The organism is Brachybacterium sp. AOP43-C2-M15 (genome assembly GCF_052446295.1).
Classification (GTDB): Bacteria; Actinomycetota; Actinomycetes; order Actinomycetales; family Dermabacteraceae; genus Brachybacterium.
Genome location: NZ_JBQSWB010000004.1, coordinates 1 through 15,661, shown reverse-complemented (window position 1 = coordinate 15,661; position 15,661 = coordinate 1). Strand labels below are relative to the sequence as shown.

Genomic DNA, 15,661 nt, shown 5'->3' with positions numbered 1-15,661 from the left:
CGCCCCGGTGCACCGCACCGGAGGAGCCGTGAGGCAGGAGCGAGGAGCATCCATGACCGCGAGCGGACGTCGCCCGGGGCCCCATCTGGTGGTGGGGCTCGGCAATCCCGGACCCAAGTACGCCGCGACCCGCCACAACGTCGGACAGATGGTGCTCGACCACATCGCCGATGCCGGGGGCGGGCGCTTCGCCGCCGCGCGCCGCGCCCAGGCCGTCGTGCTCGAGGGTCGGCTCGGGGCCCCCGGGGTCGGCGAGCGCGTGATCCTCGCCAAGACCACCACCTACATGAACGTCTCCGGCGGCCCGGTCAAGGCCCTGGCCGCCTACTACGACATCCCCCCGGAGCGGGTGGTCGTGGTCCACGACGAGGTCGACATCCCCTTCGACGGCATCCGCCTCAAGCTCGGCGGCGGCGAAGGAGGCCACAACGGGCTGCGGGACATCTCCAAGGCCCTGGGCACCAAGGACTACCTGCGCGTGCGCGTGGGCGTGGGACGCCCGAGCGGAGGGCGGGACACCGCCGACCACGTGCTCGCCCCCTTCTCCGCGACCGAGCGCAAGGACCTGGACATGCTCGTCTCCGATGCGGCCGATGCCGTGGAGACGCTGATCCTCCAGGGCCTGACCGCCGCCCAGCAGCGATTCCACTCCCGAGAGATCCGATGACCGCGCAGAGCACCGCCCCCGCCCCGACGACCTCGCACCCGCCGCTGCGTCCGCTGCTCGAGCAGATCGCCGCCGGACGCGACCTCACCGCGGCCCGCGAGCTGGTCCGCGAGGGCGCCGAGAACGGCGACGGCGGCAGCATCGTCGCCGCCACCGGCCTGTTCCCCTTCCTCGTCGCGGACCTCGCCCGCCAGGCGGACGCCGAGCACCCGCTGGTCGTGGTCACCTCGACCACCCGCGCCACCGAGGACCTGCGGGCCGCGCTCTCCGCCCTGGTGGGCATGGAGCACGTGGCCGAGCTGCCGGCCTGGGAGACCCTGCCCCACGAGCGGCTCTCCCCGCGGGCGGACACCGTCGCCCGGCGCCTGGCGACCCTGCGCCGCATCGCGCACCCCGACACCGAGGATCCGGTGCACGTGCTGCTCATGCCCGTGCGCTCCCTGCTGCAGCCGATCGCGACCGGTCTCGGGGACCTGCGTCCCGTACGGGCCGCCGTGGGCGCGACCTACCCCCTCGAGGACCTCGAGCGCGATCTGGTCGACGCCGCCTACGCGCGGGTGGACATGGTCGAGAAGCGCGGCGAGTTCGCCGTGCGCGGAGGCATCCTCGACGTCTTCCCGCCCACCGAGCCGCACCCGGTGCGCGTGGACCTGTTCGGCGACGAGATCGACGACGTGCGCTACTTCTCGATCGCCGACCAGCGCTCGCTCGATCCGGCACCGAGGGGTCTGGACGCCCCGGCCTGCCGCGAGATCCTGCTGACCCCCGCGGTGCGCGAGCGTGCCCGCGCCGTCGCCGAGGAGCTGCCGGGCGCCCGCGACCTGCTGCTGCGCATCGCCGACGGCATCGCGGCCGACGGCATGGAGTCCCTCAGCCCCGTGCTGGTCGACGGGATGGAGCAGGTCGCCGACGTGCTGCCCGGCGGAGCCCGCTTCCTGGTCCTGGACCCGGAGAAGGCCCGCGCCCGCGCCGACGAGCTGGTCGCCACCACCGACGAGTTCCTCGCCGCGGCCTGGTCCAGCGCGGCCGCCGGGGGCGGGCTGCCGATCGACGTCGGAGCCGCGAGCTTCGTGCCGCTGTCCGAGGCGAAGGCGCACGCCCGCGAGGGAGGCCGCGCCTGGTTCACCCTGGCGGCCTTCGGCCTGGATTCCGGGGTCGACCTCACCACCACCGACGCGACCACCCACCCCGGCTACTCCGGCAAGCCCGGCGACGCGGCGAAGGACCTCGAGCGACGCCGCGCCGAGGGCTGGTCCGTGGTCTCGACCATGGTCGGCCCGGGCGGTGCCCGCCACGCCGCCGAGAACCTCCGCGCCGAGGGACTGCCCGCCGTGTTCGCCGCCGAGCTCGAGGCGCCCGTCGCCCCCGGGGAGGCCGTGGTCACCGTCGGTCCCTTCGTCGAGGGCCTCGTCGATCCCGAGCTGAAGCTCGTCCTGGCCTCCGAGCGCGACCTCACCGGCAAGTCCGGGGCACGGCGCGGCGAGGAGCGGCGGATGCCCTCGCGCCGCCGCAACGTGGTCGACCCGCTGCAGCTGCGGCCCGGCGACCACGTCGTCCACGCCCACCACGGGGTCGGCCGCTTCGTGGAGATGACCAGCCGCACCGTCGGCGCCGGCGCCAAGCGCACCACCCGCGAGTACCTCGTCATCGAGTACGCCGCCTCGAAGAAGGGCCAGCCCGGGGACCGCCTCTACGTCCCCAGCGACCAGCTCGACCAGGTCACCAAGTACGTCGGCGGCGAGGAGCCCAGCGTCAACCGCATGGGCGGCGCCGACTGGGCGAAGACCAAGTCCAGGGCGCGCAAGGCCATCCGGGAGATCGCCGACGAGCTGGTGCGCCTGTACTCCGCGCGACAGTCCGCCCCGGGCCACGCCTTCGGGCCGGACACTCCGTGGCAGCGCGAGCTCGAGGACTCCTTCGAGTTCGTCGAGACCCCGGACCAGCTGTCCACGATCGACGACGTCAAGGCCGACATGGAGAAGGCCGTCCCCATGGACCGGCTGATCCTCGGCGACGTCGGCTACGGCAAGACCGAGATCGCGGTGCGCGCCGCCTTCAAGGCCGTGCAGGACGGCAAGCAGGTCGCCGTGCTCGCCCCCACCACCCTGCTCGCCCAGCAGCATCTGGACACCTTCTCGGAGCGCTACACCGGGTTCCCCGTCACCGTGCGGGGCCTGTCCCGCTTCCAGAACCCCGCCGACTCCGAGGCCACCGTCGAAGGGCTGCGGGACGGCACCGTGGACGTGGTGATCGGCACCCATCGCCTGCTCACCGGCACCGTGCGCTTCAAGGATCTCGGCCTGCTGATCATCGACGAGGAGCAGCGCTTCGGCGTCGAGCACAAGGAGACCCTCAAGGCGCTGCGCACGAACGTGGACGTGCTCTCCATGTCCGCGACCCCGATCCCGCGGACCCTCGAGATGGCGGTCACCGGCATCCGCGAGCTGTCGATCCTGGCCACCCCGCCCGAGGAGCGCCATCCCGTGCTCACCTACGTCGGCGCCGAGGAGGACAAGCAGGTCACCGCCGCCATCCGTCGCGAGCTGCTGCGCGAGGGACAGGTCTTCTACATCCACAACCGGGTCGAGGACATCGACCGGGTCGCCGCCCACCTGCGCGAGCTGGTGCCCGACGCCCGCGTCCAGGTCGCCCACGGCAAGATGAACGAGCACCAGCTCGAGCGCGTCATCATCGACTTCTGGGAACGGGAGTTCGACGTGCTGGTGTGCACCACCATCGTCGAGACGGGCCTGGACATCGCCAACGCCAACACGCTCGTCGTGCAGAACGCGGACAGGTTCGGCCTCTCCCAGCTGCACCAGCTGCGCGGCCGCGTCGGGCGCTCGAGCGAGCGCGCCTACGCCTACTTCCTCTACAACGCGACCAAGCCGCTCACCGAGACCGCCCACGACCGTCTCACCACGCTCGCGACGAACACCGACCTCGGCGCGGGCATGCAGGTGGCGATGAAGGACCTCGAGATCCGCGGCGCCGGCAACCTGCTGGGCGGCGAGCAGTCCGGGCACATCGCCGGGGTCGGCTTCGACCTCTACGTGCGGATGGTGGGGGAGGCCGTCGCGGCGTTCCGCGGCGAGGGCACGGCCCCCGAGAAGGAGATCCGGGTCGAGCTGCCGCTGGACGCCCACGTCCCGCACGACTACATCGGCTCCGAGCGCCTGCGCCTGGAGGCCTATTCGAAGCTCTCCGCAGTGCGCGAGGTCTCCGAGATCGAGCAGGTCCGGGCCGAGCTCGTCGACCGCTACGGCGCGCTGCCGGCCCCGGTCGAGGTGCTGCTGGACGTGGCCCGCTTCCGGATCGACGCCCGCGCGGCCGGGATCGACGAGGTGCAGGCCCAGGGCAAGATGATCCGCTTCGCGCATCTCGAGGTGCCCGACTCGGTCGCCCTGCGCATGAAGCGCCTCCACCCGGGCACGGTGCTCAAGCCCACCACCCGCCAGGTGCTGGTGCCGCGGCCGATGACCTCGCGGTTCGGGGGCACCGAGCTGCGGGACCACGAGCTCCTGGAGTGGGCCCGCGAGGTGCTGCGCACCCTGGTCCCGGCCGCGGCGGAGCAGATCGCCGCGCCCACCGTGCAGGGGAGGACCGTGCAGGGGACGGCGCAGTAGCCTCGTCGGGTGGACCACGCGACGAACCCCCCGACACCGGACCCCGCCGATCCCGCAGCGCCCACGGACCCCGCAGCACCCACGGGTCCCGCAGCGCACGCATCGACTCCTCGGGGCGGCGCGCTGCTGCGCGCGGTCGAGGTGATGGAGGCGCTGCGCGCACCGGACGGCGACGCCTGGACGCACCGGCAGACACACGCCTCGCTCGCCCGCTACCTGCTCGAGGAGACCCATGAGGTCCTCGAGGTGATCGACGACCCCGCCGCGCACGGCGCGGGCGCCCTCGCCGACGAGCTCGGCGACCTGCTCTTCCAGATCCTGTTCCACGCCCGCGTGGGGCAGGAGGAGGACCCGCCGTGGGACGTCGACGACGTCGCCCGCTCCTTCGTCGCCAAGATGGAGCGGCGCAACCCTCACGTCTTCGGCGAGCGCCGCGAGGAAGCGCTCGAGGACCCGGCGGACGTGGAGCAGATCATCGCGCAGTGGCATGCGGTGAAGGCCGCCGAGCGAGCCTCGGCCGGCACCCGGTCGAAGGGCTGGTTCGAGGGGATCCCCGAAGGGCTGCCGGCCCTGCAGACCGCGGCGAAGGCCGTGCATCGCGCCCGCTCCGAGGGGCGGCTCGAGCAGCTGCTCGCTGCCGCCGACGCCGCCGCGGAGGCGGAGGACGCTGAGGAGTGGGGCGGTGACCTGGCCCGTGCGCTGCTCGACCTGGTGATCGCCGCCGAGGGCCGGGACGTCGACCCGGAATCGGCGCTGCGCGGGCTGAACGCCCGCACACGCGGCGCGGGCTGAGGCGCGCCGCCGCGGTCCGCCCCGGACGACGGTCCGGCGCGCCGGGCCTCACCGCCTAGACTGTGCGGTGGACGGTCAGCGCCGACCGGACGATCGGAACTTCATCACCGAAGGAAGGAACATCCCATGGCAGCGACCATCGATGCCGTCCACGCACGCGAGATCCTCGATTCCCGCGGCAACCCCACCGTCGAGGTCGAGGTCCTCCTCGACGACGGCACCGTCGCCCGCGCCGGGGTGCCATCGGGCGCCTCCACCGGTGCGTTCGAGGCCGTCGAGCGCCGTGACGGCGACAAGGACCGCTACCTCGGCAAGGGCGTCATCGACGCCGTCAGCGCCGTCATCGCCGACATCCAGCCGAAGATCCTCGGCATGGACGTCCAGGAGCAGCGGTCGATCGATGCCGCGATGCTCGAGCTCGACGGCACCTCCAACAAGGGCTCGCTGGGTGCCAACGCCATCCTCGGCGTCTCCCTCGCGGTGGCCCGTGCCGCGGCGGACTCCGCGGACGTGCCGCTGCACCAGTACGTCGGCGGCCCGAACGCCCACATCCTGCCGGTCCCGATGATGAACATCCTCAACGGCGGCTCCCACGCGGACTCCAACGTCGACATCCAGGAGTTCATGATCGCGCCGATCGGCGCGGAGACCTTCTCCGAGGCGATGCGCGTCGGCGCCGAGGTCTACCACGCGCTCAAGTCCGTGCTGAAGGAGCGGGGACTGGCCACGGGTCTCGGCGACGAGGGCGGCTTCGCCCCGAACCTCGACTCCAATCGTGCGGCCCTCGACCTGATCGTCGAGGCCATCGGCCGTGCCGGCTTCGAGGCCGGCAAGGACGTCGCGCTGGCGCTGGACGTCGCCGCCTCCGAGTTCTTCGCGGACGGCGGGTACTCCTTCGAGGGCGCCACGCGCACCTCTGCCGAGATGGTCGACTACTACGCCGAGCTGGTGGACGCCTACCCGCTGGTCTCCATCGAGGACCCGCTGGACGAGGACGACTGGGACGGCTGGAAGGCGATCACCGATCGCCTGGGCGCGAAGACCCAGCTGGTCGGCGACGACCTCTTCGTCACCAACCCCGATCGCCTCGGCCGCGGCATCGCCGAGGGCGCCGGCAACGCGCTGCTGGTCAAGGTCAACCAGATCGGCACGCTCTCCGAGACCCTCGACGCGGTCGACCTCGCGCACCGCTCCGGCTTCAAGGCGATGATGTCCCACCGGTCCGGCGAGACCGAGGACACGACCATCGCCGACCTCTCCGTGGCGACCAACTGCGGTCAGATCAAGTCGGGCGCCCCCGCCCGCGGCGAGCGCGTGGCCAAGTACAACCAGCTGCTGCGCATCGAGGAGGAGCTGGGCGAGGCGGCCCGCTACGCCGGGGCCGCGGCGTTCCCGCGTTTCACCGCCTGATACCCCCGGGCAGAGGTTGTAACCTCGAGCCATGAGCAGCAGACGACCGGGCGCCCCGCGATCGACGAGGCGCCCGGTCGGCGCGTCCGGGAGCAGGCGCTCGGGCGCGAGGACCACCTCGCGCCGCGGAGCCGCCTCGTCCCGGACGGGGACGGCGGCGGGCTCCGCGGGCACCCGTTCCCGGGGCCCGGCGGCCGCCTCCCGCCCGGCCTCCGGCACCCCGCGCACGCCCGAGGACGACGGCCCCGGCATCACCATCACGCGCCGCCCCCTCGCCCTGGTCGCCCTGGTGGTGATCGCCCTGGCCGCCCTGGTCCCGACGGTCAACTCCTATGTCGCCCAGCGCCAGCAGCTAGCCGACCTGCGCGCCCAGGTCTCCCAGCAGGAGCAGCAGGTCGAGGACCTGCGCACCCAGGTGGCCCGCTGGGAGGACCCGGCCTATGTCGCGGCCCGCGCCCGGGAGCGGCTGCTGTTCGCCATGCCGGGGGAGACCCAGTACCGCCTCACCGACACCTCCGGCGAGGACGTCCCCCTCACCGAGGCCCAGCGCGCCGAGGAGGCCGCGAAGGAGGGGGAGTGGTTCTCCACCCTCTGGGAGAGCGTGGAGGGCTCGAGCAGACTGACCCCCGAGGACATCCCCGACGAGACGGGGTCGACCGACGACGACGTCTCCGAGCACGACCCCGCCGACGACACCACCGATCAGGATCCCGACCAGTGACCGACCTCGCCCCCCTGCCCTTCGAGTCCCCGGCCTCACCGCACGACCTGGAGGTCATGCGCGTGCAGCTCGGCCGGGACATGCGCGGCGTGATCTCGATCGCGCGCCGCTGCGGATGCGGGCGGCCCGCCGTGGTCCGCACCGCGCCGCGACTCGAGGACGGCACGCCGTTCCCCACCTCGCTCTACCTCACGCTGCCCTGGCTGACGCTCGAGCTCTCGCGCCTCGAGGCCGTCGGGCTGATGGCCGAGCTCACCGCCGACCTCGAGCAGGACCCGCAGCTCGCCGCCGGCTACCGCGGCGCGCACGAGCGCTACCTCGCCCGCCGCGCCGAGATCGGCGACGCGGAGGAGGTCCGGCACGTCAGCGCCGGCGGCATGCCCACCCGCGTCAAGTGCCTCCACGCGCTCGCCGGGCAGTCCCTCGCCGAGGGTCCCGGGATCAACCCCGTCGGCGACCAGGTGCTGGCGCGGATCGACGGGGCGGTGCCCGAGCTCGTCTGCCGCTGCGACACCGGCGCGAAGTCCGACGGCGCAGAGTCCGACGGCGCCGGGTCCGACGGCGCCGAGTCCGACGGCGCCGAGTCCGATGCGGGGGAGGACCGATGAGCGCGCCCGTCGCCGCGATCGACTGCGGCACCAACTCCATCCGGCTCCTGATCGCCCGACGCGACGAGGCCTCGGGCCTCCCTGTCGACCTCGAGCGGCAGCTGGAGATGGTGCGGCTCGGTCTCGGAGTGGACCGCACCGGCCGCTTCGACCCCGTCGCCGTCGAGCGGACCCTCGATGCCGCCCGGCGCTACCAGGAGCTCATCGAGCACCACGGCGTCGCGACACAGGACGTGCGCTTCGTGGCCACCTCCGCGACCCGTGACGCCGCCAACCGCGACCTCTTCATCGACGGCATCGAGAAGATCCTGGGCGTCCGGCCCGAGGTGATCAGCGGCCAGGAGGAGGCGGAGCTCTCCTTCCGCGGCGCCGTGAGCACCGTGGCCGGCCTGCCCGACGGACCCCGGCTGGTCGTCGACATCGGCGGCGGCTCGACCGAGCTGGTGCTCGGCACCGACACCCCCACCCACCGCATCAGCCTGGACATCGGCTCGGTGCGGCTCACCGAGCGCCACCTGGCCTCCGACCCGCCGACGGCGGAGGAGATCGCCGCGGCCGCCGTGGACATCGACGCGCTGCTCGACCGCGCCGGGACGGCCGTGCCCCTGGAGAGGGCCACGGCGCTCGTCGGTGTCGCCGGGACCGTGACGACCGTCACGGCGGTCGCTCTCGGCCTCGAGGACTATCGTCCCGACCTCACGCAGGGGGCGACCCTCACGGTCACCGAGGTCCAGGAGGTCTGCGCGCAGCTGCTGGCCGCGACCCGGGAGCAGCGGTCGCGCCACCGGATCATCCATCCCGGGCGCATCGACGTGATCGGCGCCGGGGCGCTGATCTGGTCACGGATCGCCGAGCGCGTCGCCGCCGCGGCCTCGTTGGACGTCACGCGCACGAGCGAGCACGACATCCTCGACGGCATCGCGCTGGACCTGCTGGACCGGGTGCCCTGAGCGCCGCGGCGCCCGCCGCCGGGGCGGGGCGTCTCACCGCTCCGCGGCCGCTTTTGTCTCAGGGCCCCGACGGTCATAGTCTGGGGGCATGACCAATACTTTCGGCGGCAAGCCCCACGTTCTCATCCTCGGAGGCGGTTCCGTCGGTCTGACGACCGCGTCCGAGCTGCGCAAGACCCTCGGCGCCGAGGTCGCGATCACGGTCGTCGACCCGCGCCCCTACATGACCTACGCGCCCTTCCTCCCCGAGGTCGGCGCCGGCAGCATCCACCCGCGCGACGTGCTCGCGCCCCTGCGCAAGGTCCTCCCGGGCGCCAAGGTCGTCACCGGCGCGGTCTCCGCGATCCGCAGCGCCGAGAACACCGTCGTGGTGGACCTCGAGGACGACGAGAAGCTCGAGATCGGCTACGACTACCTCGTCGTGGGGCTCGGCGCCGTGCCCCGTCTGCTGCCCATCCCGGGCCTGGCCGAGAACGCGATCGGCTTCAAGCAGGTCGAGGAGGCCACCGCGGTCCGCGACCGCATCCTGGCGAATCTCGCCGAGGCCGCGACCACCAAGGACCCGGCCGTCCGCAAGCGCCTGCTCACCTTCACCTTCATCGGCGGCGGCTTCGCCGGCGGCGAGGCGGTCGCCGAGGCCGAGGACATGGTCCGCGACGCCCTTCGCTACTACCCCGACCTGCACGCCTCGGACATCCGCTTCGTGCTCGTCGACGGCGCGCCCTTCATCTTCCCCGAGCTCACCGAGGACCAGCGCGCCTACGTGCTCAACCAGCTGCGCGAGCGCGGCATCGAGGTCAAGCTCGAGACCTTCCTGAACTCCGCCGAGAACGGCGTGATCAAGACCAGCGACGGCGACGAGTTCGAGACCGACCTGCTGGTGTGGAACGCCGGCGTCAAGCCGAACCCGGTGCTCTCCGACGACGAGGTCTCCGACCTTCCCGTCGTCACCGAGCGCGGTCCGCTCATGGGCAAGCTCGAGGCCCTCGCGGACCTGCGCGTCAACGGCGCCGACGGCCCGCTCGACGACGTCTTCGCCGCCGGCGACTGCGCCGCGGTGCCGGATCTCGCCTCGGGAGAGGGCAAGTTCTGCCCGCCCAACGCGCAGCACGCGGTGCGTCAGGGCAAGCGCGTGGCGGACAACATCGCCCGTTCCGTGCAGGGTCGGCCGCTGGTGGACTACTACCACAAGAACCTCGGCGTCATGGCGACCCTGGGCATGTACAAGGGAGTCGGCCGACTCCAGCTGGCCGACAAGGAGCTCGACATCCGCGGTCTGCCGGCCTGGGCGATGGCGCGTGCGTACCACGTGTACGCGATGCCGACTCTCGGCCGGAAGGCCTCCGTGGTCGCGGGCTGGGCGACCAACCTGATCTCCCGCCGTGACATCATCGGCATCCCCCAGACCGAGACCCCGCGAGCGGCCTTCGAGTACGCCGCGAACACCGGCAAGAAGAAGTGACCCGTCCGGGAGGCACATGCTGAGTTCCTCCCGCTCCGGCCCCCGACGACGCCGCCGCGCACGCTGTGCGCGGCGGCGTCGTCGCGTCTCGCGCTGCGGCGTCCCTGCGCGGCACCCAGTCGTGGCGCCTGCCCCCGCCGTCGGCCCGCGTCGTCGGCTCGCGTCGTCGGCTTCCGCTGTCGTCCGGTGCCGGCCGTCGTGCGCACGAGTGGGAGCTCTCACCCGCCCGCGGGTGCCCACCCTCGCCGTGACCGAGTATGCTCGGATCATCACTAGAACGAGCAGGAACGGTCAGGCGGCATGCCGAGTGCCGCGAGACGGAGAGGCGGGCCCATGGAGATCCACATCGTCGAGGACGTCGAGGCCGGGGCGAGGGTCGTCGCCGACGTCTTCGAGAGGACCCTGCGGGCGGCCGAGGGCTCCGGTGCGGTCCTGGGCCTGGCCACGGGCTCGTCCCCGGTGCCCGCCTACGCCGAGCTGATCCGCCGCCACCGCGAGGAGGGGCTGTCCTTCGCCGGAGCCCGCGCCTTCCTGCTCGACGAGTACGTGGGCCTTCCCGCCGGGCACGCGCAGAGCTACCACCGCTTCATCCGCGAGAACCTCACCTCCCACCTCGACATCGCCGACGACGACGTCGTCTCCCCGGACGGCACCGCCGCGGACCCGGTCGCGGAGGCCGCCGCCTACGACGCCAGGATCCGCGAGGCCGGGGGAGTGGACCTGCAGATCCTCGGCATCGGCTCCAACGGCCACATCGCCTTCAACGAGCCCGGCAGCTCGCTCGCCTCCCGCACCCGGGTGGTGGGGCTGACCCGCTCCACCATCGAGGACAACGCCCGCTACTTCGACACCGCGGCCGACGTCCCCGTGCGCGCCCTCAGCCAGGGCCTCGGCACCATCCTCGAAGCGCGCCGGATCGTGCTCACCGCGACAGGGAGCAGCAAGGCCGCTGCGGTCGCCCAGCTCGCGGAAGGAGCGATCAGCGCCCGCTGGCCCGCGACCGTGCTGCAGATGCATCCGGCCGTCACCGTCGTGGTCGACGAAGCCGCCGCCTCGCAGCTCGAGCTGAAGGACTACTACCGCTATGCGCGGTGCCTCGAGAGCGAGAGCCCGGTCGCAGTCCGGGGCTGACCCCGCCCTGGGGCGCGACCGCGCCGCACGGGGCGGATACGATCGCTCCCATGCAGCAGGCTGATCCCTCCTCCTCCTCGTCCTCCCTGGCCGCCGCGTCCCCCCGGGCACCCCGCTCGGGCCTGGACGGCTTCTTCAAGATCTCCGAACGCGGTTCCACCGTGGGCCGTGAGATCCGCGGCGGCCTGGTGACCTTCTTCTCGATGTGCTACATCGTGGTGCTGAACCCCCTGATCATCGGCACCGTCCCGGACTCGACCGGGATGTACCTGGGCGGCGGGACCGAGCCGAACCTGCCGGCCGTCGCCGCCGGCACCGCGCTGATCGCGGGGCTCCTGAGCATCGTCATGGGCACCTGGGCGAAGTTCCCCCTCGCCCTCGCCGCCGGGCTGGGCCTGAACGCCTACCTGGCCTACTCGGTGGTGCCGCTGCCCGGCATGACCTGGGGCGGGGCGATGGGCATGGTCCTGCTCGAGGGCGTCGTGATCCTCATCCTCGTGCTCACCGGATTCCGCCGGGCCGTCTTCAACGCGGTCCCGCCCTTCCTCAAGACGGCGATCGCCGTCGGCATCGGCCTGTTCATCGCCTTCCTGGGCCTGTTCAACGCCAAGTTCGTGACCACCGCCGCGGGCACCCCGGTCCAGCTGGGCAACGACGGCTCCCTCACCGGCTGGCCCACCTTCGTGTTCGTCACCGGACTTCTGCTGATGCTCGTGCTGTGGATCCGCAAGGTGCCCGGCGCGATCCTCATCGCCATCGTCGCCGCGACGCTGCTGGCGATGCTCCTGGAGCGCGTCCTGCACCTGGGGGCCTTCGCCCCGGCCGACGACGCCGGTCCCGGCAACCCCGGCGGCTGGGCGATGAACGTCCCCGCCCTCACCGAGTTCCCGATCCAGCTGCCCGACTTCGCGACGCTGTTCACCGTCGACCCGCTCGGCGGCATGACCGCCGCGGGCGTGATCGGCGCGAGCGTCATCGTCTTCTCCCTGCTGCTGGCGGACTTCTTCGACACCATGGGCACGATGGTCGGCGTCGCCTCCGGCGCCGGCCTGGTCGAGGAGGACGGCGACATCCCGCACTCCCAGCGGATCCTCGTGGTCGACTCGGTCGCCGCGATCGCGGGCGGCGTCGGCGGCGTCTCCTCCAACACCAGCTTCGTCGAGTCCGCCTCGGGGGTGGCCGAGGGCGCGCGCACCGGCCTCGCCTCCGTCGTGGTCGGGATCCTGTTCCTGGCCTCGACGCTGTTCTCGCCGCTGGTCGCGATGGTCCCCTACGAGGCCGCCACCCCGGCCCTGGTCATGGTCGGCTTCCTGATGATGACCCAGATCACCGACATCGACTTCACCGACGTGGAGGTCGCGGTCCCCGCCTTCCTCACCATCATCCTGATGCCCTTCGCCTACTCGATCACCGTCGGCATGGGCGCGGGCTTCGTGATGTACGTGCTGATCCGTGTGGTGCGCGGCAGGGCCCGTGACGTGCACTGGCTGATGTACCTCATCGCGCTCCTGTTCATCGCGTACTTCCTGCGCGGCGCCCTCGAGGGTCTGCTCCTGTGAGCCCGCGAGCCCGGGAGGGCGCGACGCCCGAGGACGGGAACGGCACGGAAGCCTCCGCCGCCGACCCGTCCACCGGCGCCGCACGGCCGGCTGATCTCGCGGGACCGACGGAGGTCGAGGTCGGCGAACTGGCCGCGGAGCTGCAGCGGGTGCTGCTGGTCTCCTCCCGGATCCTGCGCTCGCAGACCGCCTCCGAGGACGTCTCCGTCCCGCAGTTCTCGGTGCTCGCCTTCCTCCAGCGCGCGGGGGAGTCGACCCCCGGCGCGCTGGCCGATTTCGAGCACGTGAGCCCTCCGGTGATGACGCGGACGCTCGGACGACTGGAGGGGGCGGGTCTCGTGCACCGCACCGCGCACCCCGGGGACGGGCGGCAGGTGCGGGTCACGCTCACCGCGGCGGGGGAACAGGTCGTCCTCGCCGGCCGTGAGCGCCGGGACGCCTGGCTCCGCTCCAGGATCGAGGCGGCCGCACCCGCGGAGCGCGAGGCGCTGCGCGAGGCGGCACGGGTGATGCGGGGCATCCTCATCCCTCCGCGCGAGTGATCGCCGGAGCGGCATGACGGGAACGGCCGGAGCTCCCTGCGGGGAGGTCCGGCCGTTCCCGTCCGCGCAGCGCCGCTCAGACGCCGGCGGTGCTGTCCAGCACGTGGTCGAGCACGGAGACCAGGGCCGCGGTGTCGTCCTCCCCGACGGCGGGGAAGGTCGCGATGCGCAGCTGGTTCCGGCCCAGCTTGCGGTAGGGCTCGATGTCGACGATGCCGTGCGCGCGCAGCACCGAGGTGATCGCCGTGGCGTCGATCGACTCGTCCACGTCGAGCGTGGTGACCACCTGCGACCGGGCGGCGGGATCGCCGACGAACGGCGTGATCTCCTCGCGACGCGCGGCCCATGCCTGCAGCATCCCGCTGGTGGCCCGGGTGCGCTGGTCGGCCCAGGCCAGACCGCCCTGGCCCAGGATCCAGTCGATCTGCTCCGCGAGCAGCACCAGGGTCGCCACGGCCGGGGTGTTCAGCGTCTGGTTCTTGCGGGAGTTGTCCAGGGCGCTGGTCAGGGAGAGGAACGAGGGGATCCACCGGCTGCCGTCGGCGGCGAGGCGCTCCGCGCGCTCGATCGCAGCAGGGGAGAGGACGCTCAGCCAGAGCCCGCCGTCGGAGGCGAAGGCCTTCTGCGGCGCGAAGTAGTAGGCGTCCGTCTGCGAGATGTCCACCGCCGCCGCGCCCGCGACCGAGGTCGCGTCGACCAGCACCAGCTGGTCGGCGGTCGCGCCCGCGGGACGCTGCACCGGCACCATCACGCCGGTCGAGGTCTCGTTGTGCGGCCACGCGAAGACGTCGACGTCGGCGGAGGCCACCGCCTGCGGGAAGCTGCCGGGCTCCGAGCGCAGCACCTCGGGCTCGCCGAGGTGAGGAGCGCCGGCGGACTCCGCGGCGAACTTCTGCGAGAACTCGCCCAGCACCAGGTGCTGCGAGCGCTCCGCGATCAGCCCGAACACCGCGACGTCCCAGAAGGCCGTCGATCCGCCGTTGCCGAGGACGACCTCGTACCCCTCGGGCAGGGAGAACAGCTCGGTCAGTCCCGCGCGCACCCGACCGACGAGATCCTTCACGGGCGCCTGACGGTGGGAGGTCCCCAGCACCGTGGCAGCCACGGACTGCAGGGACTCCATCTGCTCCCCGCGGATGCGAGAGGGGCCGGAGCCGAAGCGACCGTCCGCCGGCAGCAGATCCCGAGGGATCGACAGGGCGCGGAGGGCATCGGAACGGGTGGAGCTGGCTGCAGTCATACGAAGACTCCTCGTGATGGGTGGGCCGAGGGCACCGACGGCGCGTGATGCCCCGGCCCATTGTTCCAGGGAGGCGCGAGCGGGCCGAGGACGGTCCGCGACGCAGGGGACACTCATGGCAGGATCAGGGCATGAGCCGTGCCGATCTCGAGAAGCAGCCCTTCGACGTCGCGACGATGTTCGACGGCATCGCCCAGCGCTACGACCTGATGAACGACGTCGCCGCGATGGGCCAGGTGAACATGTGGCGCGACCTCATGGTCGAGGCCCTCGGGATCACGGACGGCGCGCAGGTCCTCGATCTCGCCGCAGGGACAGGGACCTCCACCACCGCGATCGCACGGGCGGGCGCGCAGGTGGTCGCCGCCGACTTCTCGCTCGGCATGATGAGCGAGGGCCGACGGCGAGGCGCCCCCGTGCCCTTCGTCGGCGCCGACGGGCAGCACCTCCCCTTCGCCGAGGACTCCTTCGACGCGGCCGTGATCTCCTTCGGCCTGCGCAACGTGCACGAGCCGCGTCAGGCCCTCGACGAGATGGTGCGCGTGGTCCGGCCCGGCGGGCGCGTCGTGGTCTGCGAGTTCTCGACCCCCACCTGGACGCCCTTCCGCACCGTGTACGAGAGGTACCTCCTGCGCGCCCTGCCCGCGGTGGCACGCCGGGTCGCCTCCACCGTGGACGCCTACGAGTACCTCGCGGAGTCGATCCTCGAGTGGCCGGACCAGGAGTCCCTGCGGGGATGGTTCCTCGAGGCCGGCCTCGAGCACGCCCAGTTCCGCAATCTCAGCGGCGGGATCGTCGCCCTGCACCGCGGCATCGTGCCCGCCGCCTGAGACGGCGTCCGCGCGGCCGCGCGCAGCAGACGCGGGATCCTCGAGGCGCGCCCGATCGGGCCGTCTCGGCGGCTGCTGGTGGCGGGAAAGCGTTCGCGGTCTGACCTCGGGGGATGGGGTGGC

At 72.6% G+C, this 15,661-nt stretch carries 13 protein-coding genes; 12 read left to right on the top strand and 1 reads right to left on the bottom strand.

Features of this window, described 5'->3' with window-relative positions; genetic code table 11:
• The first annotated feature begins 52 nt into the window (after nucleotides 1–52).
• From pth to ACT3SP_RS05240, 11 genes are all read left to right on the top strand, one after another.
• On the top strand, nucleotides 53–667 hold the full coding sequence (pth, locus tag ACT3SP_RS05290) for an aminoacyl-tRNA hydrolase (protein WP_444586212.1): 615 nt from the start codon (nucleotides 53–55) through the stop codon (nucleotides 665–667).
• The gene (mfd, locus tag ACT3SP_RS05285; protein ID WP_444586211.1) at nucleotides 664–4,293 is read left to right on the top strand and encodes a transcription-repair coupling factor; all 3,630 of its coding nucleotides are present in this window, start codon (nucleotides 664–666) and stop codon (nucleotides 4,291–4,293) included. Before pth ends, mfd begins: the two co-directional genes overlap by 4 nt.
• A gap of 9 nt (nucleotides 4,294–4,302) precedes the next feature.
• Entirely contained in the window at nucleotides 4,303–5,085 is a 783-nt protein-coding gene (locus ACT3SP_RS05280; RefSeq protein ID WP_444586210.1) for a MazG nucleotide pyrophosphohydrolase domain-containing protein, read from the top strand.
• 126 nt (nucleotides 5,086–5,211) lie between these two features.
• The gene (gene eno / locus ACT3SP_RS05275) at nucleotides 5,212–6,495 is read left to right on the top strand and encodes a phosphopyruvate hydratase (protein ID WP_444586209.1); all 1,284 of its coding nucleotides are present in this window, start codon (nucleotides 5,212–5,214) and stop codon (nucleotides 6,493–6,495) included.
• 31 nt (nucleotides 6,496–6,526) lie between these two features.
• The gene (locus ACT3SP_RS05270; protein WP_444586208.1) at nucleotides 6,527–7,216 is read left to right on the top strand and encodes an FtsB family cell division protein; all 690 of its coding nucleotides are present in this window, start codon (nucleotides 6,527–6,529) and stop codon (nucleotides 7,214–7,216) included.
• Nucleotides 7,213–7,824 carry a DUF501 domain-containing protein gene (locus ACT3SP_RS05265; RefSeq protein WP_444586207.1) on the top strand — a complete coding sequence of 204 codons (612 nt, stop codon included), beginning with the start codon at nucleotides 7,213–7,215 and terminating at the stop codon, nucleotides 7,822–7,824. The genes ACT3SP_RS05270 and ACT3SP_RS05265 overlap by 4 nt, the downstream gene beginning before the upstream one ends.
• Nucleotides 7,821–8,774 carry a Ppx/GppA phosphatase family protein gene (locus ACT3SP_RS05260; protein ID WP_444586206.1) on the top strand — a complete coding sequence of 318 codons (954 nt, stop codon included), beginning with the start codon at nucleotides 7,821–7,823 and terminating at the stop codon, nucleotides 8,772–8,774. The genes ACT3SP_RS05265 and ACT3SP_RS05260 overlap by 4 nt, the downstream gene beginning before the upstream one ends.
• A gap of 88 nt (nucleotides 8,775–8,862) precedes the next feature.
• Nucleotides 8,863–10,236 carry an NAD(P)/FAD-dependent oxidoreductase gene (locus tag ACT3SP_RS05255; protein ID WP_444586205.1) on the top strand — a complete coding sequence of 458 codons (1,374 nt, stop codon included), beginning with the start codon at nucleotides 8,863–8,865 and terminating at the stop codon, nucleotides 10,234–10,236.
• Between the two features lie 333 nt (nucleotides 10,237–10,569).
• Nucleotides 10,570–11,367: a glucosamine-6-phosphate deaminase gene (gene nagB / locus ACT3SP_RS05250; RefSeq protein ID WP_444586204.1), complete on the top strand. Its 798-nt coding sequence runs from the start codon at nucleotides 10,570–10,572 to the stop codon at nucleotides 11,365–11,367.
• Between the two features lie 50 nt (nucleotides 11,368–11,417).
• The gene (locus ACT3SP_RS05245) at nucleotides 11,418–12,926 is read left to right on the top strand and encodes an NCS2 family permease (protein WP_444586203.1); all 1,509 of its coding nucleotides are present in this window, start codon (nucleotides 11,418–11,420) and stop codon (nucleotides 12,924–12,926) included.
• Nucleotides 12,923–13,468, top strand: a complete 546-nt coding sequence (locus tag ACT3SP_RS05240) for a MarR family winged helix-turn-helix transcriptional regulator (protein WP_444586202.1) — start codon at nucleotides 12,923–12,925, stop codon at nucleotides 13,466–13,468. Before ACT3SP_RS05245 ends, ACT3SP_RS05240 begins: the two co-directional genes overlap by 4 nt.
• Nucleotides 13,469–13,544: 76 nt before the next feature.
• On the opposite strand, the gene serC is transcribed toward ACT3SP_RS05240, so the two are convergent.
• Nucleotides 13,545–14,708: a phosphoserine transaminase gene (gene serC, locus ACT3SP_RS05235; protein ID WP_444586201.1), complete on the bottom strand. Its 1,164-nt coding sequence runs from the start codon at nucleotides 14,706–14,708 to the stop codon at nucleotides 13,545–13,547.
• A gap of 131 nt (nucleotides 14,709–14,839) precedes the next feature.
• Between serC and ACT3SP_RS05230 the strand changes: the two genes are divergently transcribed.
• The gene (locus ACT3SP_RS05230; RefSeq protein ID WP_444586200.1) at nucleotides 14,840–15,538 is read left to right on the top strand and encodes a demethylmenaquinone methyltransferase; all 699 of its coding nucleotides are present in this window, start codon (nucleotides 14,840–14,842) and stop codon (nucleotides 15,536–15,538) included.
• Nucleotides 15,539–15,661: the final 123 nt, after the last annotated feature.

Coding starts and splice junctions, on each gene's coding strand:
- pth (WP_444586212.1), top strand. CDS start 53: ATGACCGCGAGCGGACGTCGCCCGGGGCCCCATCTGGTGGTGGGGCTC.
- mfd (WP_444586211.1), top strand. CDS start 664: ATGACCGCGCAGAGCACCGCCCCCGCCCCGACGACCTCGCACCCGCCG.
- eno (WP_444586209.1), top strand. CDS start 5,212: ATGGCAGCGACCATCGATGCCGTCCACGCACGCGAGATCCTCGATTCC.
- ACT3SP_RS05270 (WP_444586208.1), top strand. CDS start 6,527: ATGAGCAGCAGACGACCGGGCGCCCCGCGATCGACGAGGCGCCCGGTC.
- ACT3SP_RS05260 (WP_444586206.1), top strand. CDS start 7,821: ATGAGCGCGCCCGTCGCCGCGATCGACTGCGGCACCAACTCCATCCGG.
- ACT3SP_RS05255 (WP_444586205.1), top strand. CDS start 8,863: ATGACCAATACTTTCGGCGGCAAGCCCCACGTTCTCATCCTCGGAGGC.
- nagB (WP_444586204.1), top strand. CDS start 10,570: ATGGAGATCCACATCGTCGAGGACGTCGAGGCCGGGGCGAGGGTCGTC.
- ACT3SP_RS05245 (WP_444586203.1), top strand. CDS start 11,418: ATGCAGCAGGCTGATCCCTCCTCCTCCTCGTCCTCCCTGGCCGCCGCG.
- serC (WP_444586201.1), bottom strand. CDS start 14,708: ATGACTGCAGCCAGCTCCACCCGTTCCGATGCCCTCCGCGCCCTGTCG.
- ACT3SP_RS05230 (WP_444586200.1), top strand. CDS start 14,840: ATGAGCCGTGCCGATCTCGAGAAGCAGCCCTTCGACGTCGCGACGATG.